At 70.0% G+C, this 17,849-nt stretch carries 23 protein-coding genes and 1 pseudogene; 17 read left to right on the plus strand and 7 right to left on the minus strand.

All coding sequences use genetic code 11. The features are described from left to right. The 4 genes from ACTWP8_RS15065 to ACTWP8_RS15080 form a co-directional block, all read right to left on the minus strand. The gene (locus ACTWP8_RS15065; protein WP_443322658.1) at positions 1-1,938 is read right to left on the minus strand and encodes a dynamin family protein; all 1,938 of its coding nucleotides are present in this window, start codon (positions 1,936-1,938) and stop codon (positions 1-3) included. Between the two features lie 210 nt (positions 1,939-2,148). After that, on the minus strand, positions 2,149-3,891 hold the full coding sequence (locus tag ACTWP8_RS15070) for an ArnT family glycosyltransferase (RefSeq protein WP_443322659.1): 1,743 nt from the start codon (positions 3,889-3,891) through the stop codon (positions 2,149-2,151). Between the two features lie 185 nt (positions 3,892-4,076). Next, a complete protein-coding gene (locus tag ACTWP8_RS15075; protein ID WP_443322660.1) occupies positions 4,077-4,580 on the minus strand; it encodes a hypothetical protein in 504 nt (167 codons plus the stop codon). A gap of 261 nt (positions 4,581-4,841) precedes the next feature. Further along, the gene (locus tag ACTWP8_RS15080; protein ID WP_443322661.1) at positions 4,842-5,918 is read right to left on the minus strand and encodes a mechanosensitive ion channel family protein; all 1,077 of its coding nucleotides are present in this window, start codon (positions 5,916-5,918) and stop codon (positions 4,842-4,844) included. Positions 5,919-6,256: 338 nt separating this feature from the next. Between ACTWP8_RS15080 and ACTWP8_RS15085 the strand changes: the two genes are divergently transcribed. From ACTWP8_RS15085 to ACTWP8_RS15135, 11 genes are all read left to right on the plus strand, one after another. Beyond that, positions 6,257-6,727: an NUDIX hydrolase gene (locus ACTWP8_RS15085; RefSeq protein ID WP_443322662.1), complete on the plus strand. Its 471-nt coding sequence runs from the start codon at positions 6,257-6,259 to the stop codon at positions 6,725-6,727. A 264-nt stretch (positions 6,728-6,991) separates the two neighbouring features. Beyond that, positions 6,992-7,552, plus strand: a complete 561-nt coding sequence (locus ACTWP8_RS15090) for a hypothetical protein (protein ID WP_443322663.1) — start codon at positions 6,992-6,994, stop codon at positions 7,550-7,552. Positions 7,553-7,558: 6 nt separating this feature from the next. Further along, positions 7,559-8,647: an SRPBCC family protein gene (locus tag ACTWP8_RS15095; RefSeq protein WP_443322664.1), complete on the plus strand. Its 1,089-nt coding sequence runs from the start codon at positions 7,559-7,561 to the stop codon at positions 8,645-8,647. Between the two features lie 5 nt (positions 8,648-8,652). After that, the gene (gene gvpJ / locus ACTWP8_RS15100) at positions 8,653-9,180 is read left to right on the plus strand and encodes a gas vesicle protein GvpJ (RefSeq protein WP_443322665.1); all 528 of its coding nucleotides are present in this window, start codon (positions 8,653-8,655) and stop codon (positions 9,178-9,180) included. Next, positions 9,177-9,986 carry a GvpL/GvpF family gas vesicle protein gene (locus tag ACTWP8_RS15105; RefSeq protein ID WP_443322666.1) on the plus strand — a complete coding sequence of 270 codons (810 nt, stop codon included), beginning with the start codon at positions 9,177-9,179 and terminating at the stop codon, positions 9,984-9,986. The genes gvpJ and ACTWP8_RS15105 overlap by 4 nt, the downstream gene beginning before the upstream one ends. A 2-nt stretch (positions 9,987-9,988) precedes the next feature. Continuing rightward, the gene (locus ACTWP8_RS15110) at positions 9,989-10,240 is read left to right on the plus strand and encodes a gas vesicle protein GvpG (RefSeq protein WP_443322667.1); all 252 of its coding nucleotides are present in this window, start codon (positions 9,989-9,991) and stop codon (positions 10,238-10,240) included. A 3-nt stretch (positions 10,241-10,243) separates the two neighbouring features. After that, positions 10,244-10,720, plus strand: a complete 477-nt coding sequence (gene gvpO / locus ACTWP8_RS15115; protein ID WP_443322668.1) for a gas vesicle protein GvpO — start codon at positions 10,244-10,246, stop codon at positions 10,718-10,720. Next, positions 10,717-11,160 carry a gas vesicle protein gene (locus ACTWP8_RS15120; RefSeq protein ID WP_443322669.1) on the plus strand — a complete coding sequence of 148 codons (444 nt, stop codon included), beginning with the start codon at positions 10,717-10,719 and terminating at the stop codon, positions 11,158-11,160. The genes gvpO and ACTWP8_RS15120 overlap by 4 nt, the downstream gene beginning before the upstream one ends. Beyond that, positions 11,157-12,026 carry a GvpL/GvpF family gas vesicle protein gene (locus ACTWP8_RS15125; RefSeq protein WP_443322670.1) on the plus strand — a complete coding sequence of 290 codons (870 nt, stop codon included), beginning with the start codon at positions 11,157-11,159 and terminating at the stop codon, positions 12,024-12,026. Before ACTWP8_RS15120 ends, ACTWP8_RS15125 begins: the two co-directional genes overlap by 4 nt. Further along, positions 12,023-12,286, plus strand: a complete 264-nt coding sequence (locus ACTWP8_RS15130) for a gas vesicle protein (protein WP_443322671.1) — start codon at positions 12,023-12,025, stop codon at positions 12,284-12,286. The genes ACTWP8_RS15125 and ACTWP8_RS15130 overlap by 4 nt, the downstream gene beginning before the upstream one ends. A 71-nt stretch (positions 12,287-12,357) precedes the next feature. Next, positions 12,358-12,621 carry a gas vesicle protein K gene (locus ACTWP8_RS15135; protein ID WP_443322770.1) on the plus strand — a complete coding sequence of 88 codons (264 nt, stop codon included), beginning with the start codon at positions 12,358-12,360 and terminating at the stop codon, positions 12,619-12,621. 132 nt (positions 12,622-12,753) lie between these two features. Here the strand turns inward: ACTWP8_RS15135 and ACTWP8_RS15140 are convergent, their stop codons facing one another. Genes ACTWP8_RS15140 through ACTWP8_RS15150 form a run of 3 tightly spaced genes read right to left on the minus strand, consistent with a single transcriptional unit; the run spans position 12,754 to position 14,428 of the window. Further along, the gene (locus ACTWP8_RS15140; RefSeq protein WP_443322672.1) at positions 12,754-13,149 is read right to left on the minus strand and encodes a hypothetical protein; all 396 of its coding nucleotides are present in this window, start codon (positions 13,147-13,149) and stop codon (positions 12,754-12,756) included. After that, positions 13,146-13,844, minus strand: coding sequence for a hypothetical protein (locus ACTWP8_RS15145; protein WP_443322673.1), 699 nt, complete (start codon positions 13,842-13,844; stop codon positions 13,146-13,148). Before ACTWP8_RS15145 ends, ACTWP8_RS15140 begins: the two co-directional genes overlap by 4 nt. Then, positions 13,835-14,428 carry an RNA polymerase sigma factor gene (locus ACTWP8_RS15150; RefSeq protein WP_443322674.1) on the minus strand — a complete coding sequence of 198 codons (594 nt, stop codon included), beginning with the start codon at positions 14,426-14,428 and terminating at the stop codon, positions 13,835-13,837. Before ACTWP8_RS15150 ends, ACTWP8_RS15145 begins: the two co-directional genes overlap by 10 nt. A 294-nt stretch (positions 14,429-14,722) precedes the next feature. Between ACTWP8_RS15150 and ACTWP8_RS15155 the strand changes: the two genes are divergently transcribed. The 6 genes and pseudogenes from ACTWP8_RS15155 (at position 14,723) to ACTWP8_RS15180 (ending at position 17,838) form a co-directional block, all read left to right on the plus strand. After that, positions 14,723-15,208 (plus strand): Asp23/Gls24 family envelope stress response protein, encoded by a 486-nt coding sequence (locus ACTWP8_RS15155; RefSeq protein ID WP_443322675.1) that lies wholly within the window; start codon positions 14,723-14,725, stop codon positions 15,206-15,208. Positions 15,209-15,295: 87 nt separating this feature from the next. Then, positions 15,296-15,481: pseudogene (locus ACTWP8_RS15160) on the plus strand (hypothetical protein); the annotation flags it as partial. A gap of 74 nt (positions 15,482-15,555) precedes the next feature. Next, entirely contained in the window at positions 15,556-15,975 is a 420-nt protein-coding gene (locus ACTWP8_RS15165) for an Asp23/Gls24 family envelope stress response protein (RefSeq protein ID WP_443322676.1), read from the plus strand. 37 nt (positions 15,976-16,012) lie between these two features. After that, positions 16,013-16,762 carry a DUF6286 domain-containing protein gene (locus tag ACTWP8_RS15170; protein WP_443322677.1) on the plus strand — a complete coding sequence of 250 codons (750 nt, stop codon included), beginning with the start codon at positions 16,013-16,015 and terminating at the stop codon, positions 16,760-16,762. 43 nt (positions 16,763-16,805) lie between these two features. Then, positions 16,806-17,411 (plus strand): alkaline shock response membrane anchor protein AmaP, encoded by a 606-nt coding sequence (locus ACTWP8_RS15175; protein WP_443322678.1) that lies wholly within the window; start codon positions 16,806-16,808, stop codon positions 17,409-17,411. 94 nt (positions 17,412-17,505) lie between these two features. Continuing rightward, positions 17,506-17,838 (plus strand): putative quinol monooxygenase, encoded by a 333-nt coding sequence (locus ACTWP8_RS15180; protein WP_443322679.1) that lies wholly within the window; start codon positions 17,506-17,508, stop codon positions 17,836-17,838. Positions 17,839-17,849: the final 11 nt, after the last annotated feature.

Raw genomic sequence — 17,849 nt, forward strand, 5'->3', positions numbered from 1 at the left:
TCAGGACTCCTCGGGGTCGTGAACGGTGGTGGCCTGGCGCAGAGCGGCGACCTGTTCGCGGCGGCGCCGGGCGAGAGCGGCGGCCTTCTCGCAGGCGGCGATCCCGGCCTCCAGTTCCGCCCGCTGCCGGTCTTGGGCGGTGCTGAGGCGGTCGACCTCCTCACCCCACTCGTCGTCGTACTCCTCGCGGACCGCGGCCACGCCGTCGGTGAGGCCGCCGGAGACGCGCAGCAGGCATTCGGTGATGAGGGTGCCGATCTCGTCGTGGGCGGCGGCGATGATCGGACGGGCCCGCTCCAGAAACTGCTCCCGGGCCGCATCGGGGCCGCGCTTGCCGATGAGCGCCCCGAGCGCTCCGCCGACGAAGGTGCCGATGCCGGGGGCGATCAGGCTGCCGGCCAGGGCACCCGCCATCGCGCCGCCGCCGGTGCGCCAGTTGTCGCTCGCGGTCAGCTGGGCGCCGATCGCCGTCAGGGTCCGGTCGACGCCGGACAGGTCCGGGGCGGGCAGGTCCGTCACCGCCACCCTGGGCGCCACCGGGGCGACATGGACCTCACCGGCCAGCCCGGCCAGGGCGCTGTACTGGGCGGCGAAGTCGCGCGCCAATTCCTCCGCGCACGACGCCAGTACCTCACCGACCCGGTCCGCTGCGGCCCGTACGGCGCTCTCGGCCTCGTCGCGCAGATGGAGCCGGACGATGCCGGATACGTTCGCGGCGGCCTCGGCCATGTTGTTGATCGCCGGGCCGGCCACGGCGCCGGCCACCTTCTCGTCCAGCCTCGCGCCGGAGGCCGCGGGGTTACGGGCGGCGGCGGCCCTGTCCAGCTCGGCACCGGCCCGGTCCAGGGTGCGTGCGGACCAGGCGTCCAGAAAGGCCGGGAAGTCCGGCAGCGACAGGGCGGACAGCTCGCGTTCCGCACGGCCGAGCGAGGCGCGCTGTGCGTCGACTGTTTCCTCCACCGCGGAGAGCAGCTGCGAGAGCAGTCCGAGCACGGTGGCCGCGATGGCGGTCTGCCGTCTCTCGGCGGCCAGCCGGGCGATCCGGGCCTCGACCGCGAGGAACGCAGGGAGGTATCCGGATGCGCCCGGCTCGCGGACACCGGGCCCGGTGACCTCCTCAAGCGCCTTCCCGGGAGCGCAGGGCAGGAGCACCGGCTCGGCGATGCCCAGATCCCTCAGCCTGTCCTCGACGACCTCGACGGCCTCGGGGTGTTCGTCGGCGTCGAGGAGGTCGAGCTTGGTGAGCACGAAAGCGCACCGGTCGTGGTGATCCCGCAGCGGCCCGGTGAGGAAGTCCACCAGGGTCATCGACATCGCGGCGACGGCCGGCAGCACCACCAGCGCGAGGTCCGCCTGACCCGCAGCGGCCACGGCCAGCTCCCGGTGGCCCCGGTCGTCCACGCTGAATCCCGGCGTGTCGAGCACCGTGACCCCGTCACCCAGCAGCCGGCGGGGCGACAACACCTCCACGCCCCGTACCTGACCGGCCAGTTCGGTGGTCAGCACCCGCAGCAGCGCGTCCTCCAGAGTGCCGGGCCCGGCCCCGTACCGCTGCCCCGTCCAGTGCGCGAACGGCCCGGACGGCCATGTCAGCATGGCGTCGGCGGGGGTACGGACACGCAGGCCCTCGGTGCCGTCGCGATACCGCAGCACGGTGGTGGTACACGTGGTCACCCGGGCTGAGGAGGGCAGCAGACGGCGCCTCAGGAAGGCGTTGAGCAGAGTGCTCTTGCCGCTGGACGCCTCGCCGAACACCGCGACCCGCAGCTCCGGGTCCGCCGCGCGGGCCTCGACCGCGCGGAGGCGGGAGCGCAGCGCGTCCCGGCGTTCGGCGGGGAGGCGAAGACTGTCGAGCGTGGTGTGGACCCACCGCAGGTGTCCGGCGACCGCCGACTCCCACCCCTGGTCCTGGATGTTGCCCACCAGCTGTTCTGTCACGCCGTCAGCGTAGGAACGGTTGTGGGGTCAGCTTCTCGTCAGACGATGGGATCGGCGCGATGGGCGCGGCAGATCGTACGCCGGTCAGGAGGCACGGCAGATCGTACGCCGGCCAGGGCACCGTGCCGCAGGAGCCGGGGCGACACGACACGTGGACGGCGGGGCGTCCGCCGCCATCTCCGAGGCGCCGAGCTCGTATGGGCGGCCGTGCTATGCCCGGCGGTAGATCGTGATCGAGTGGCCGACCTCGTCGATCGGCTCGGCGCTGTCGATCAGCGCCGCCAGGCGGCCGGTGGCCTTGGCGATCGAGGAGTCCGACACGACGAGCAGCCCGTGCACCTCCTTCGGGGACACCTTGCGCGGGTCGGAGGCATCGATGCCGTAGGAGGACGGCACGCCGCTGCCCTTGTAGACGAGCCAGATCTTCTCGTCGGGGTACCGCTGCCGGAGGCGGTCGGCCAGCCGGCCCAGGTCCTGGCCCCAGTCGACGTTCGAGTCGTGCAAGCGCAGGTGAGTCTTCGACGGTCCGCCGAACGCCTCGTTGGAGTACGGCAGGTAGTACGGGTACGTCCGCAGCGAGCTGACCGCGACGAACAGGGCCAGCGCCGCCGTTACGACGTGTGCCCACCGCCATCGGAAGGCGACCACGCAGGCTGCCGCGACCGCCAGGAACATCGGCACGAAGACGGCGTACCGGACGCCGAAGTCGCGGGACCCGTTCATGGCCGCGGCCAGCAGTACGGCCGTGGGGACGAGCACGTACAGTGCCGCGGGCCGCAGCCGGGGAACCGTCACGACCGCGACGGCACCGGCCGGCCACAGTGCGAGCAAGCCGAGCGGCGTCTTCACCAGCAGCGCCGCGGGCAGGTAGTACCAGAGCGAACCGACGTAGTGACGGCCGAACAGGAAGCCGTGCCACGGGGCGTTCTCGAAGCGGAACTGGATGAGCATGCCGTCCCGATACGGCCGCGGGAACGGCAGCCAGTCGACGACAAGCCCGCGCAGCCCGCGGGTGACCGGCAGGTTCTCGGGAGCCGTCCAGCGCAACCGCGGGTCGACGGCGAGGTAGGTGGCCCACACCACGGCGACGGCGACCAGCGCCACGACGACCGCTGCCGCCGCGCCGAGGGCGAGAAGCCGCGCCGTCCTGCGCGTGCCGAGGTCGTGCGTCCGACGGGCGTACCAGACCGACAGGACGACCAGGAGCAGCAGCACCGGAACCGCGGGCAACGCGCTCATCTTCGTGGCCACGGCCGCGCCGAGCGCCACCCCGGCGAGCGGGAGGCAGAGGCGCGGCCGCCGCCGCGCCCGCCACAGCAACCAGACCGACGTCAGCAGGAAGCCGGCCGCCGGTACGTCGAGCGTGGCCAACGAGCCGTGCGCGATGATGTCGGGCGAGAACGCGTACAGGGCGAGCGCCGACAACCCGCCCACAGGGCCGACGAGGTCACGGGCGAACGCGAGGACGACCAGCCCGAACAGCAGCGTCAGCACGATCACCGGCAGTCGTGCCGACAGCAGCAATTGCCGGGGATCGTTGCCCGATTCGTACAGCAGACGCCGCCCGAGCGCGGTTTGGCCGCCGGCGAAGGCGGGGTCGAGATGCGCGTCGGCGAACGCCAGCCCGGTCCCCATGATCAGCTTGCCCAGCGGCGGATGCTCGGGGTTGTACCGCAGGCTGTGCTGCTGCTGGTAGACCACCGCCGTGCCCGCGTACACGGGCTCGTCGATGGTCGGGGACTGCTCCACGGCCGTCGTGACCATCGCGAACGCCATCTGGGCGAGGAGCACGACCACGCCGAGCCCGAACAGCCACCGCTGGTGCCGCCGCAGCCCGTCGAGTCGGCCGGGCGGCTTCCCGGTGGTCGCCGATGTGGGCCGGCGAAGTTGAACGGGCGGTTCGGTGTGCCCGTCACCGTCGAGACCGAGGAGCGAGTGTTGTTCTTGCGTCATCGTCCCCGTACCCGGTGAGCGTCCGAACAGAGCCGCCACTCTGCCTGTTGGCCATGAATGATGGCACGACCCGCGCTATGTCCGCTCCCCGATCCCGAATCGGACAACCGATGGCCGCCTTGACCTCGGCGGTGGGTGTCTGGAGCTGTGTGTTGCTTCAGGCAGCAGTGTGACGCGGAGTCCACTCAGCTCCGGCGGCGCCTGTGGAGGATGCTCCGCCTGAATTCTTCGGGATGCCGTCGTGCATCGTCGGCGAAGTCCTCAAGAATCGACAGCAGCTTCGGGCCCTGTTCGGAGTTGATCTCTCGCTCCCTTTCCACGAACGGCGCGATGGCACGCCAGACTCGCACCGTCCGCATGGACATCGTCATGATGACCTCGTCATCAACGATGTTCAGCCGTCGCAGGCTGATGCATTGCTGAAAGAAGTACCCGATGTCGTAGACCGCCCGCCGCGCGTCCTCGGGCAGCCCTGAAACACCGAGTTGAGGATCATGCTCCCTCTGGAGTTGCTCGCACACGTAGCGGTATCGGTCCTGGAATTCGACGGACCGAAACTCATTGAACAGCCATAGATAGGCGGGGAGGTGGTTGGACTGCTTCATGAGGACGGCCTGTCGAAAGGCCAGATAGCTGGAGCTCGCCAGTGCGAGCACGGAAAGAACGATAGCGACGATGTTAAGGATCACCTGAATGTCGCCTCCATGCATGGGGAGTCATCCGGGAATGGACTCGGCGACGACGAGTCACCCCGGGCTGCTACACCATGACCCCCCGTCAGGGCCCGTGCAAGAAGGTCCAGGTGCTGCCGGCCCTGGCCGGCAGCACCTCGCCACCGCTGTTCGCGCAGCGGGCAGAAGGCGATCGTCATCCTCGACGGGACGCCGCTGCCGATCGACCGGAGCGCCGTCCGACGGACCGTACTGCTCCGGCAAGCGCAAACCCGCTCCCTACGGCACCGGCTTCGACGCGTCGCGCTGGTGCGGAATCGCGATCTCGCCCGGCTGTTGCAGTGCCACCGTCCGGGTGGGGGAGGGAATCGTGATGCCCTCGGCCTGGTACCGCTGGTGCAGGCGCTTGATGAACTCGTGCTTGATCCGGAACTGGTCGCTGAACTCGCCGACCCCCAGGATCACCGTGAAGCTGATCCTGGAGTCCCCGAACGTGTGGAAGCGGACAGCCGGTTCATGGTCCGGGACACCGCCGGTGATGTCCGTCATCACGCTTTCGACGACCTGGGTGGTGACCCGTTCGACGTGCTCGAGGTCGCTGTCGTAGCCGACTCCCACCTGCACCAGGATCGACAGTTGCTGTTCCGGCCGGGAGAAGTTGGTCATGTTGGTGCCGCCCAGTTGGGCGTTGGGGATGATCACCAGGTTGTTGGACAGCTGGCGCACCACGGTGTTGCGCCAGTTGATGTCGACAACGTAGCCCTCTTCGCCGCTGCTGAGCCGGATGTAGTCACCGGGCTGCACGGTCTTCGAGGCCAGGATGTGCACCCCCGCGAAGAGATTCGCGAGGGTGTCCTGCAGGGCAAGAGCGACCGCGAGACCGCCCACACCCAGCGCAGTGAGGAGAGGGGCGATGGAGACGCCCAGGGTCTGCAGCACGACGAGAAAGCCCATCGCCAGCACCACGATGCGCGTGATGTTGGCGAAAATGGTGGCCGATCCGGCCACACCGGACCTGGACTGCGCAAGGGACCTCACCAGACCGGTGATCACCCGGGCCGCGGTGAGCGTGACGACCAGGATGAGCAGAACGGTGAGAGTCCGGTTGACGTTGTGTCCGACCCTCTCCGTCAGCGGAAGTGTTGCGGCGGCAGCCGCCAGACCGGCGGTTATCGCCGCCCAGGGCACCACGGCGCGCAGCGTGTCGACGATGACGTCGTCCCCGTTCCACCGTGTCCTGCGCGCGTGCTGTCCCAGCCACCGCAGAGCCGCTCGCAGCAGCAGACCCGCGGCGATGCCGGCGGCCACGACGACTCCGGCGACGATCGCGTCGTGCAGGGTGAATGAGCGGTTCACCGGCCGGCTCCCGCGGCCTGGGCGAAGCGTCTTGCTGCGACTCGGATGTGATGTGCCGTCACCTTGCCACCTTGTTTGTCTCTATGGGGGTTGCGAAGGCGCCGAGACGTACGCGAACGACCCGACGCGACCTGCCATCCTGCCGCACGCGGTTCGGCATGCAGCGGGCGGCTCAGGAGGGAGATCTTCAGGAGGGGGACCTCAGGACTCCCCAGTGGGGTCCACCGCGTTGCTGGGGGTGGAGAGACCACAGACGTTCAGGGTGTTGGATGACACGCTGAGCTGTCAGAGGGGAGAGCCGCGTGTCATGGAGCATTCCTGCCCGGGACCGGGAACGGATGCCTACGCATTCGGGCGGTCAGGACTGGTTGGTCTCCTGGCACCTGCCGGACGACCCGCCGGCCGGCCGGCCGCATGGTGCCGCCGGTGTCTGCGTGGCCCGCGACCAGCTCGTTCTGATCAGTCACGACGGCGTGCACTGGGGTTTCCCGGCCGGTCGGCCCGACGGGGACGAGAGCATCGAGGAGACGCTGCGCCGGGAGATGTGGGAAGAGGCGTGTGTCCGGGTGGTCGGCGCCCGGATGCTCGGGTTCGCCCGCAGTGAGTGCGTTGGAGGGCACGAAGCGGGCCTGATTCTGGTTCGGTCCTACTGGCGGGCCGAGGTCGAGATCGAGCCCTGGGAACCGCGGTTCGAAATCGAGCACCGTCGGATCGTGCCCGGTGCGCAAGCCAGGGAATACGTTCGGGATCCGGACGGCGCGGCGACGCGCATCTCGTTGCGGGCGCTGACGGAGGCGGCCCTGGGGTGAGCCGTCGCTGAGCAAGATCTCGCGTACTCCAGGTCTCATCACAGGTGATCCGCAAAAGGCCTGGCGTGAGGATTGCGGCTGGGGTGTGTCCAAATTTTTAAGTAGTCACCGCGACGGTGCCTGCACGGATCGCTGCACGGATCGCTGAGGAAATCGCGATAACGGACAACGACCCGCCACCATTGTGCGCGGGTGTAAATATTTCCGTGGCTTGCCTCAGGTCTCCGGTGACGCATCAACAGTCGGCAGGAGGAAACGAGGATCATGAAGAACGGCCAGGCAGCCATGGCTATCGCCGGTGGCTACGTCCTTGGGCGCAGGCGCAAAACGCGCTTGGCTCTCGCCTTGGCCGCACTGGCGGCCCGTCGGGGGCTTGGGGGGCAAGGTGGTGGCAGGGCCGGTGAGCTCCTGAAATCGCCTGAACTCAGTCGTCTGACCAAGAATCTGCGCGGCGAATTGCTCGCGGCGGGCAAGGCCGCCGCCGCGGGGGCAGTGAGTAATCGAGTCGACTCACTGAGTGACCGGCTGGAGCAGCGAGCCACGTCGCTGCGGACCGGTCCGCCTGGGGAGAAGCAGAAGGAGCAAGAGCAGAACGAGCAAGAGCAGAACGAGCATGAGGAGGAGGGAAAGGGCGAGGAGGAACGCACGTCCTCGCAAAAGAAGGCTACGTCCGGCGGGAGCGCCCGCGGTAAAGGCGAAGGCAGCCGGACGACGAGCCCTCCGCGCAAGAAGAGCGGATCGGGTGGGGCGAAGAGGGAAACCGGTAGTTCGGGAGGCGCCAGGAAGGGCGGCTCGAGCATGTCGGCGCGGCAAAGCCGAGGATGATGACGTATGGCTGAACAGTCTGCTAGCCCTTCGGGCGGCCGGGGCACCCTGAGCCAGGAACTGCACACCGACCGCTTGATGAAGGAAGTACAGGACCTTCTCGAGGCGCTCGGAGAGCGGGCGCTCAGCACGCTGACGGACAAGGTGGGCGACGCCACTCAGCGCCTGACCGACCTCGGGTCGGGCGAGGGCGGCCCCGGCCTGATGGCCGCGCTCACCGGCGGCAAGTCATTGGCGGAAGGCAAGTCCCCGCTGCGCTCGGCGCTCAGTGGCGGGCTCACCGGGGTGAAGGAAAAGGCCAAGGAGGCTCTTCCCGGGGTCGGGAAAGACGGCGGCGGCAGCAAGGACCAGAAGATCAAAGTCGTCAATATCGTCGAACAGATCGATGTCGGGATCCCCGTCTCGGCCGCCTACGACCAGTGGACGCAGTTCGAGGAGTTCCCGGCGTTCATGAAGAAGGTGGAGCACGTCGAGCAGGAGTCGGATACCGAAATCGCCTGGAAGGCGCAGGTTTTCCTCTCGCACCGGAAGTGGCAGTCCACCATTCTGGAACAGGTTCCGGATGAATTGATCGTCTGGCGCTCGAAGGCCGACAAGGGCCATGTCGATGGTGCGGTCACCTTCCATGAGCTCGCACCCAACCTCACACGGATCTTGCTGGTCCTGCAGTACTACCCGCAGGGGTTCTTCGAACAGACGGGGAACCTGTGGCGGGCGCAGGGCCGCCGGGCCCGGCTGGAACTGAAGCACTTCCGCCGTCACGCCATGACACACACCCTGCTCCATCCCGACGAGGTCGAGGGGTGGCGTGGCGAGATTCACGAGGGGGAAGTCGTGGACGGCGGCGAGGAGGAGGGCGACGAGGCCCGGGAGGAAGAGTCCCAGGAGCCCGAGGACGAGTACGAGGCGGAGGACGAGGAGCAGGAAGCCGAGGACGAGGGGACTGAGGACGCGTACGACGAGGAGGACGAGGAGGAGGAAGCCGAGGACGAGGGCGGCGACGAAGAGGACGAAGACGAGGACGAACGCGACGAGGACGAGGGCGAGCCGCCGGCGGAGCGTCAGCGGCGGCGGTCCCGGGCCGCGTCGAGGTGACCGCGATGACCATAGCCAGCCAGCGCAGTAACTACCTGGACCGGCCCTCCTCCAGCGGACTCGTCGATGTCGTCGACCTGATCCTGGACAAGGGCCTCGTGATCGACATCTACGTGCGCGTGTCCTTGGTGGGCATCGAGCTGCTGACGATCGACGCACGGATCGTCGTCGCCAGCGTCGACACGTACCTGCGGTTCGCAGAGCGGGTGAACCGACTGGACCTCGCCCGGAGCGGGACCGAGACCCGCGGCCTGCCGGGAGTGATGGAGGAGATCCACGAGGGCGGCGCGGAGCACAAGACCAAGGGTGTCCTGGAAGGTGTGAAGGAGAAGGTCGGCGATGTCCTCGGAAGCGACGAGGACGAGGACACCGGCCGGGGCGACGACGAGCAAGAGGAGGAGGACGACGGAGGGGAGGAGCAGCGGCGGGAGGAACGTCCCCGTCAGCGGGAGGAACGTTCCCGTCGGCGGGAGGTAGGTCCTCGTCGCGGTTCACGAACCGTCAGGTCCAGCCGTAAGGAGCGGGAACAGTGACCGCCGCAGCCGCGGAAGCGGCACCTCAGCCCGCCCTGCGTGCCTTGTACGTCTACGGTGTCGTGCCGGCGTCCGAGCTGTCCGGGCAACTGGAAAAGCTCCCTGCCGTGGCAGAGCCCGAAGCTCCGGTGCAGCTGATAGCGCAGGGCGGAATCGCCGCGGTCGTCAGCGAGGTGCCCACCGACCGCCCCCTTGGCACCCCGGAGGATCTGCAGGCCCACGCGAACGTCCTGGACAGTCTCGCCCGCATTCCCGTGACCGTACTGCCCTTCCGTTTCGGCACGGTACTGCCGGATGCCGGAGCGGTGACCGACGAGCTTCTGGGGAGCGGTCACGAGGATTTCGTGAGAGCGCTTGACCGGCTCGCCGGCCGGGCTCAGCTCACGCTGCGGGCCCGGTATGTCGAGGACACCGTGCTACAGGAAGTCATCGAGGAGCGGCCGGACATCAGGGAGCTCCGGGAGCGTTTGGCCGGGCTGCCCGAGGAGGCCGGCTATGAAGACCGTATTCGCCTCGGCGAGCTCGTCTCCGAGGCGATCACCGCCAAGCGACGAAGGGACGCCGCCGAACTGGAGGAATTCTTCGAGCCTTTCGTCGACGCCACGAAGTCCGTCGAACCGGCCTCCGCCGAAGGGGTCGTGGACTCGTCCTTCCTGGTCGAGGACCGGCACCGCAAGGAGTTCGAAACGGCCGCGGAGGAGCTCGCCCGGCGCTGGTACGACCGGGTCCGGCTGCGCCTGCTGGGGCCGGTTGCTCCGTACGACTTCGTGGACGATGCGCTGAGCGACACAGAGGGAGACCGCTAGCCATGGGACTGTTCACAGGACTGCTCACCCTCCCACTCGCTCCGGTGCGCGGAGTCGCGTGGATAGGGCAGCGGATCTATGACGAGGCACGTCGCCAGACCACTGACCCCGCGGTGATCCGCGAACGGCTTGCCGAGGTGTCGGACGCACGGGCCGCCGGGGAGATCAGCGAGGAGGAGGCAGCGCGCCGGGAGAAGCAACTCGTGCGCCGTCTCTTCTCCTCCGGGCCGCCCGGCCCCGGCGTGGAGGCCTGAGCCGTGCCCACGGCTGGCCGCCCCGACGATGCGCGCGCCCGGGCTTCCGACCGCGATCCCGACCGCGCCGGCGCCAAGTCGGCCAACAGGTCGGCCAAGCGGTCGAGCGACCGTCGGGAGCGGGCGACGACGCGTGAACCGGACCGCTCGGACCGCCAGTCCAGGCAGGAAACCGCCCCCGCGGAGGGGAAGCGGGAGACCCGGCGCAGGACTCCCGGTCTCACAGCTCGCGAGGCCGCCGCGCACGCCGCACTCCACGTCCAGGGCTTCACCGGACGGCAGCCCGAAGGCGTGACCTCGCTGGAACACGACGAAGGCGGCTGGCGCGTCGGCATCGAGGTGGTGGAGACACACCGGATACCCGACTCGACCGATGTCCTCGCCGAGTACCAGGTCGAGGTGGACGAGGAGGGAGAACTGCTCTCCTACCACCGCGATCGGCGCTACTACCGCAGCAGGCCGGAGGAGAGCGGCTCATGAGCCAGGACAGCGGATGGAGCGGTCCCAGCCGGCGTATGGGCGATGCGTACGAACCCGCCCGCCGGGAGCCGGCCAACCTCGCCGACATCCTGGAGCGGGTGCTGGACAAGGGCATCGTCATCGCGGGCGACATCCAGATCAACCTCCTGGACATCGAGCTGCTCACCATCAAGATCCGCCTGCTGGTCGCCTCCGTCGACCGGGCGCGGGAGATGGGCATCGACTGGTGGGAGCACGACCCCACGCTCTCGTACGGGAAACGTGACGTCCTGGAGGAGAACGAGCGCCTGCGCCGCAGGATCGGCCAGTTGGAGGCGCGCCGGACCGACGAACTCGAAGGCCGGCACGACTACGCGTACGAGGAGGACGAGGAGGGGCCCGGGGCGACGCGCCGACCGCGTGCGCAGCGCCCGGAGCGCGGGGGAGAGGCAGAGACATGAGTGAGCCGAACGCCACCTGGGTCTACGCGGTAACCGCAGCGGCCGCGACGGATCCCCCACCCGGCCTGGATGACATGACCGGTGTGGCAGGTGAGCGAGTGCGCCGGATCGAGAGCGCCGGCCTGTCGGCCGTCGTCGGCTCCGTCCCGCTGTCCGACTTCAGCGAGCCCGCGCTGCGCGAGCATCTGGAGGACCTGCGGTGGCTGGACGAGGCCGCCCGCGCTCACCACCGGGTCATCGACGCCGCGGTCGCCGCCTTCGAAGGCGTCGTCCCGCTGCGCTTCGCGACCGTCTGCCACGACGACGAACGAGTCCGCTCCCTCCTCCAGGAGCGGCGTCAGGACTTCACCGTGGCGCTGGAGCGGGTGACGGGCCGTACGGAATGGGGGGTGAAGGCATACGTCGATCCGCGCACGTTCGCCGCCGGTGCCTCCGGGCCGGACGCCGCGCCCGCCGCCGGGGCCGGGGCATCGCACGACCGGGCCGGAGGCGGAGAGAGCCCAGGAGCGGCCTACCTCCGGCGCCGGAAGGCGGAGCGCAAGAGCCAGGAGACCGCTCATCAGCGGGCCGCGCAACGAGCGCAGGACATCCACACGGCTCTCGGCGCACTGGCCGCGGAATCGGCAGAACACCAACCGCAGGACGCCCGGCTGGCCGGATACGAGGGCTGGATGGTCCTCAACGGCTCCTACCTCGTGCCCGACGACCGTGCGGAGGATTTCGCCTCCCTCGTCGCGAGCCTGCGGGTGCGCTTCCCGGACGTACGCCTGGAGCTCAGCGGCCCGTGGCCGGCGTACTCGTTCACCGGAACGGAATCGGAAACAGGCATGGGGGCCCGCGACGGAACCGGCGAGAGCGAGGTGTGAGCGCTGTGACCGGCGGACCGCCCTCGCGTTCTTCCCCGCAGGCTTTGCGGGGACGCGAGATCGCCCTGGTCGATCTGCTGGACCGGGTGCTCGCGGGGGGCGTGGTGATCAGTGGCGAGATCACGCTGAACATCGCCGACATCGACCTGGTGCGGGTATCGCTGCGAGCGCTCGTGGCTTCGGTGCGGGAGGCAGCCGAGGGCGGCGCGGAGACGAGCCGCCCGCTCCCGGGCGGGAACGGCCCCGGGGAGCCGCAGTGACCGAACGTGAGAACCGCCTTACGCCCCGCGAGCGGGAGGCCGAACGCAAGGCCTCCGGAGTTCGCAGGCGTATCGAGGTGGACCCCGAATCGGTGGAGCGCGGCCTTGCCGGGCTGGTGCTCACCATCATCGAACTGCTCCGCCAGCTCATGGAGCGGCAGGCGCTGCGCCGAGTGGAGCAGGGCGGCCTCAGTGATGAGCAGATCGAGGAGCTGGGGCTGACCCTGATGGCCCTGGAGGAGCGTATGGAGGAGCTCCGGGAGCACTTCGGCCTGGAGCCCGAGGACCTCAACATCGATCTCGGCCCGCTCGGTCCTCTGCTGCCGCGCGACTGACCACGCCGGGGACGCATGCGCAGCACCCACAGGAGCCTGCGCGTCCGTCAGGCCTCGTCGCGGGAGGGCGGAGTACCCCAGGCCGGCGACAGGACCTCGGTCGGGACGCTGTCCGGGGGGAGCCCTTCTCTCTCATGCCGCGGTGTCTTCCACGCCTGGCCCAGGACCTTCCGGTGCATGGCTCAAGGTCTGGGTGACGGTGACGAGGATGGTGACCGGTTCCGGTGGCCCGTGCCGGCTCAGATGGGCGGTGACTGCCGACCGGACCTCCTGGCGTACTTCCCGGGCGGTGTCCAGAGCGCGGCGGTCCTCGAGCAGGATGCAGCGCACTTCCACGTGCCAGCCGGGGGCCTCGGGTGTGTGTTCGGCTCGGATGCCGGCCTCTGGGGGCAGGACAGCGGGTTGCCGGATATGGGCGGCGCTGGCCAGCTGGTAACCGAGGCTGGGCTGCAGTCCGACCACGCCCGGGACCGCGAGGGCCGTGCGTGCGGCGGTTTCGTGGATGTCCACCGCGCTGACGATGGTCATCGGTCTTCGCCTTCCTGGGTAGGGGTCCCGCCCGATTCGGGAGGCTGGCGTGGCTCCAGTATGTCCACGATCTCCAGGTCGATGCCGTTGATGGCCAGCCCGAGGGTCCGCTCCGCGGCGTCGAAGACGGCTCGGCGCACTTCGCCGGCCCGGTCGGGCACAGGCCGGTCGAGCGCGACGTACAAGGTGAGCGTGATGTGCACGGCTCTGCCGTCTTCGGCGGGGCGCAGGCGGCAGCTGGCGGCCTGCGAGCCGGGAACGCTATCGGCGGCTCTGCGGAGGACTTTCGCGGCTGCGGTCTCGGCGATCTGCAGGTCCTGCGCGGGGTCGTCCAAGGGCAGCATCCGCCCGAGCCGCACTTCGGCACGGACCGCGTGCATCACCCGTTCCGCGAGGGTCAGTCCGCTGGGCCGCTCCTGGTCGCGCATGGCCCGAGTGGCCTCGTCCAGAGCCGCCAGTCCTTCGACGGCCTGCCTGCAGTACGGGCAGTCGGCGGTGTGCGGATCCGGAGGGAGGCCCAGATGGCCCATATCGCGGGCCTGCTCCCAGACGACGCGGAGTGGGCGCCCGCAGGGCAGCAGCTGATCGCCGGCGAGCAGCGCGGCGTCGGCGGACTGGCGCGAGTCGGCCGCCTCGGCGCTTGCTTTCTGCGGCTCGTCGCCGGTGGGCCCGGCATGCGGGTCGTCTAGCGCCATGGACCCATCTCCTTCGTCAGAGAGCGCCGTGCTCGAAAGAGTCTGCCGCGCACGGTCTGCTCGCTGGTGCCCGTCACCTGGGCGATCTCCTCATAGTGGAGGCCGTGCAGTTCCCGCAGCACCCAGCACACGCGCTGGTCGGGGCTCAGCCTGCCGAGCGCCTCGGCCAGGGCGGTGGTGGCGGCAACGCTCTCGGCGGCGCGTTCGGGTGCGGTGTGCCCGTTCCGGGTCGCGGGCTCGGGGACGGCGTCCAGGGGGACGGTGAGGGTGCGGCTGCGGAGTGTGTTGAGGCAGTGGTTGGTGACGATGCGGTACATCCAGGTGCGGAACTGGGCGTCGCCCCGAAACTCCGGCAGTCGGCGCCAAGCGCCGAGGAAGGAGTCCTGGACGGCGTCCTCGGCGTCCGCGATGTTGCCGAGCAGGTGATGGGCCAGCGCGAGCAGCGAGCGGCTGTGGCGGCGGACCAGGACGGCGAAGGCCTCGTCGTCGCCTTCACCGGCCCGTATGGCCAGCAGCCGGTCATCCAGGCTGTTGAGCCCGTCTCCTTCGAGCCCCTTGCCTTCGAGCCCGTCCTCCCCGGCCATGGCTCGGGCGGCCGGCGGCGGAGTCGGTTCACTGCGCGACCCGCCGGCGTTCCGCGGAGGTGATGGGCGTCCGTTCTGCTTCTGCATCGCCTGCTCACTCTGGCCTGGTCCGGTGGGCCGGGGCCCGTTGGCGGCCAGCCACCGCTCTGACGAGGCGCGAAACCCGACCAGGTGCTGCAGAACTCATCGTATGTGATCCGCATCACCTCAGAGCGTGAGGATTGCGGCTGGGGTGTGTCCAACTCTTCGACGGGCACCGGGACGGTGTCCGCGCGGATCGCTGAGGAGATCCTCATGACGGACACGACCAGCCGCCCCGCCACGGGCAGGGGCCGCTTGGACGAGGTTGGAAATGAGCTGCAGGGCGGCAGGGGCGCCACCGTCGCACCCGAGAATCGCGGGCGGACCACCATTTCGGACAGCGTGGTGGAGAAGATCGCCGCGATGGCCACCCGCGAGGTGTCGGGCATCCACAGTCTCGGGGCGGGAATGGCCCGGGCCATCGGGGCCGTCCGTGACCGGGTACCTGCCGGCCGGCCCGGCCTCACCCGCGGGGTGACGGTCGAGGTGGGCGAGCGCCAGGCGGCCGTGGACCTCGACGTCGTCGTCGAGTACGGCGTCTCCATCGTGGATGTGGCCGGGGACGTCCGCATCAACGTCATCTCGGCTGTGGAGCGTATGACCGGCCTGGAGGTCGTCGAGGTGAACATCGCCGTCGACGACGTTCACCTTCCCGACGAGGAGGGTGAGAAGGAGGCGACCGAAGGCCGCGTGGCGTGAGCCCGGCCCCGGCCCGGCCCCCGAGGTCTGTCCTCCGGCGGACGCCGAGGCGCGCGGGGAGACGGACATGAGATGGGTGAGTGAGAGATGAGCACACGAACCGTGGGCCTGCTGGCGGGCATGGCCCTGGGCTTCGCCGGCTACTTCGGCGACTTCGAGGCGTTCCTGCTGGTGGCGGGCCTGGGTGCACTGGGCCTGATCGTCGGCAGCTTCCTGCAGGGCGACCTCGCCGTCGGCGACTTCGTACGCCGCCGGGAGGACGTCGGTCGCAGGGAGTCCAGCAGGGCGTCCAGCAGGGCGTCCAGGCGTTCCCAGAGTGACTTCGGGCCTACCCGCGGCCGGGTGTCATGAGCGCGCATCTCCCTCCCCCGGACCCTTCGGGCAGCCCGCCCAGGGAAGCGGGAGCAAGTGCGCCGCGGCTTCCGCTGCCGGCCGAGCGCGGCGCGACCGTGATCCCGGCCAGGGTGGTGGCCGACATCGCCGCCCGGGCCGCTTACGAGGCCTTGACCCGGCAGGTGGGCCTGCCGCCCGCACGCCGCGGACTCGCGGCACCTCGTTCCTCGGCGGTGGTCCACGACGGATCGGCCCGGCTGGGCCTGACCCTGGACCTGCCCTACCCCGTGGACATCGCCGGGGTCTCCCGACAGATGCAGCGCCGCATCGCCGAGCGGGTGGCTCAGCTGACGGGCATGCGCGTCAGCGAAGTCACCCTCATCGTCCAGCGGCTGGTGCCCGCCGAGAGCCTGGAACGGGGCCGAGTCGCCTGACGACCAGGCGCGGCACCCATGCCACGCAAGGAGGGCCATGAGTCACGAACAGGCGCCCGTCACGCCGGAACCCGACCCGCCGGAATCCGTCACGCCGGAACCTGGCACGCCGGAGCCCGGCCAGCCCTCGCAGCCCGGGCGGACCGCCTCGGCGACGCGGGACAGGAACCACGAGGCCGCTGAACTGCCCGAGGGCGGCGAGCGCCCGCCGGAGGCTCTGGCGAGCGACGGCGAGCCGCGCCCTTCGCCCCGGCCCTGGTCCCCGCGCCGGATACCGGCAGCGCTCGCCGCGCTGGTGGTGCTGGTCGGCGCCGGGATGCTCCTGGTCGACGTCGTCTCGGTGCGGGCCGGAAACGAAGCCGCCGCCTGGCGCAAGGACTTGGCCGACGAGCTGGCGAGCCGTCCGGTGGACGACGTCTGGATGCTCACCGGCGCCGCGGTCGCCGCCGCCCTCGGTCTCTGGCTGATCGTTCTGGCACTCACCCCCGGCTCGCGCAATCTGCTGCCGCTGCACATCCTCGACAGCCGCGGTTCGATGCGCGCCGTTCTGGACCGTCGCGGCGCCGCACAACTGCTGCGTGACGCCGCCATGCGCGTCCCCGGGGTCAGCCGGGCAAGGGTCCGGGTACGCCGACGCCGCGTCAAGGTCCGCGCGGACGTGCGCTTCCGCGACCTGCACGAGGTTCAGGACGAGCTGACGAGCACCCTCAAGCACGAGCAGATCGACCGACTCGCCCTGGCCCGTCTGCCGCGGCTGACGGTCCGCGTGCGGCGGCGCACGACATGACCGGCCCCAGCACAGGGACACCGCCGGGGAACTGGAGGAGACGATGAAGGCCCGGACCATGGTCAACCGGATCCTGCTGGGGCTGGCCGGAGGGGTGTTGCTGGGCGGTGGCCTTCTGGTGCTCGCCGGCGGCCTGGATGTGTATCGGCACTGGAACCTCACGCCACCCAGCGGTTGGCCTCTGACCTCCCCGCACGACGTCGTGCTCAGCCACGCCGACCGCACCGCCTGGACCGACCAGGGGTGGTGGTGGCCCACCTTCATCGCCGGTCTCGTCCTCGTCGTCCTGCTCGCCCTGTGGTGGTTGCTGGCCCTGCTGCGCCAACGCCGCCCGGGCCGGATGCCCGTCGGCGGAACGCCCCCCGAGCAGGGCGTGGAACTGCGCGACCAAGCGCTGGGCGACGCCCTCGCAGCCGAGGCCGGCTCCCTGCCCGGTGTCGAGGAGGCCGCGGCGCGGATGGCAGGCCGGCCCGCCCGCCCCGAGGTCCGGGTCAGACTCACCCTCACCGCCGACGGCGCCCCCGGAGTGGTCCTACGGGATCTCTCCCGCGGACCTGTGGAACGTGCCCGGGAGTCCACGGGCTGGGAACAGCTCCCCACGCAGGTGCGCCTGCGGGTTGTCCGCCGTGGGCCGCACCGCGTCGAGTAGCACTCGGCGCGTGCGACACGCCTGGGGCGGCGTTCGTCCGCAGACCGCGAACTGGCGGCGCAGACTGTGTCAGCAGTCCACCCGAGGGGTTCCGATGATCTTCATCACTGCCAAGTTCAAGGTCCGTCCCGAGCACGCCGACCGCTGGCCGGAGATCGCCGCCGACTTCACCACCGCCTCGCGCAGTGAGCCGGGCTGCCTGTGGTTCCACTGGTCCCGGAGCATCGAGGACCCGGCGGAGTACGTCCTGGTCGAGGCCTTCCGCGACGACGAGGCAGGGGCGGCGCACGTGCAGTCCGAGCACTTCAGGACCGCGCAGCAGACCCTTCCGCCCCATCTTGCTGAGACACCACGGATCGTGAACACCACGATCCCGCAGGACGACTGGTCACTGCTGGGTGAGTTCACTGTTCCCCGGCAGGAGTGAAGCCGTTCCCC

It is taken from the genome of Streptomyces sp. 7N604, from assembly GCF_052245475.1.
Taxonomy (GTDB): Bacteria; Actinomycetota; Actinomycetes; order Streptomycetales; family Streptomycetaceae; genus Streptomyces.

Excerpts from the sequence above, each read along its gene's own strand:
- ACTWP8_RS15070 (WP_443322659.1), bottom strand. The coding sequence starts at position 3,891 with ATGACGCAAGAACAACACTCGCTCCTCGGTCTCGACGGTGACGGGCAC.
- ACTWP8_RS15085 (WP_443322662.1), top strand. The coding sequence starts at position 6,257 with ATGCCTACGCATTCGGGCGGTCAGGACTGGTTGGTCTCCTGGCACCTG.
- ACTWP8_RS15090 (WP_443322663.1), top strand. The coding sequence starts at position 6,992 with ATGAAGAACGGCCAGGCAGCCATGGCTATCGCCGGTGGCTACGTCCTT.
- ACTWP8_RS15095 (WP_443322664.1), top strand. The coding sequence starts at position 7,559 with ATGGCTGAACAGTCTGCTAGCCCTTCGGGCGGCCGGGGCACCCTGAGC.
- gvpJ (WP_443322665.1), top strand. The coding sequence starts at position 8,653 with ATGACCATAGCCAGCCAGCGCAGTAACTACCTGGACCGGCCCTCCTCC.
- ACTWP8_RS15110 (WP_443322667.1), top strand. The coding sequence starts at position 9,989 with ATGGGACTGTTCACAGGACTGCTCACCCTCCCACTCGCTCCGGTGCGC.
- ACTWP8_RS15120 (WP_443322669.1), top strand. The coding sequence starts at position 10,717 with ATGAGCCAGGACAGCGGATGGAGCGGTCCCAGCCGGCGTATGGGCGAT.
- ACTWP8_RS15125 (WP_443322670.1), top strand. The coding sequence starts at position 11,157 with ATGAGTGAGCCGAACGCCACCTGGGTCTACGCGGTAACCGCAGCGGCC.
- ACTWP8_RS15140 (WP_443322672.1), bottom strand. The coding sequence starts at position 13,149 with ATGACCATCGTCAGCGCGGTGGACATCCACGAAACCGCCGCACGCACG.
- ACTWP8_RS15145 (WP_443322673.1), bottom strand. The coding sequence starts at position 13,844 with ATGGCGCTAGACGACCCGCATGCCGGGCCCACCGGCGACGAGCCGCAG.
- ACTWP8_RS15150 (WP_443322674.1), bottom strand. The coding sequence starts at position 14,428 with ATGGCCGGGGAGGACGGGCTCGAAGGCAAGGGGCTCGAAGGAGACGGG.
- ACTWP8_RS15155 (WP_443322675.1), top strand. The coding sequence starts at position 14,723 with ATGACGGACACGACCAGCCGCCCCGCCACGGGCAGGGGCCGCTTGGAC.
- ACTWP8_RS15165 (WP_443322676.1), top strand. The coding sequence starts at position 15,556 with ATGAGCGCGCATCTCCCTCCCCCGGACCCTTCGGGCAGCCCGCCCAGG.
- ACTWP8_RS15170 (WP_443322677.1), top strand. The coding sequence starts at position 16,013 with ATGAGTCACGAACAGGCGCCCGTCACGCCGGAACCCGACCCGCCGGAA.
- ACTWP8_RS15175 (WP_443322678.1), top strand. The coding sequence starts at position 16,806 with ATGAAGGCCCGGACCATGGTCAACCGGATCCTGCTGGGGCTGGCCGGA.
- ACTWP8_RS15180 (WP_443322679.1), top strand. The coding sequence starts at position 17,506 with ATGATCTTCATCACTGCCAAGTTCAAGGTCCGTCCCGAGCACGCCGAC.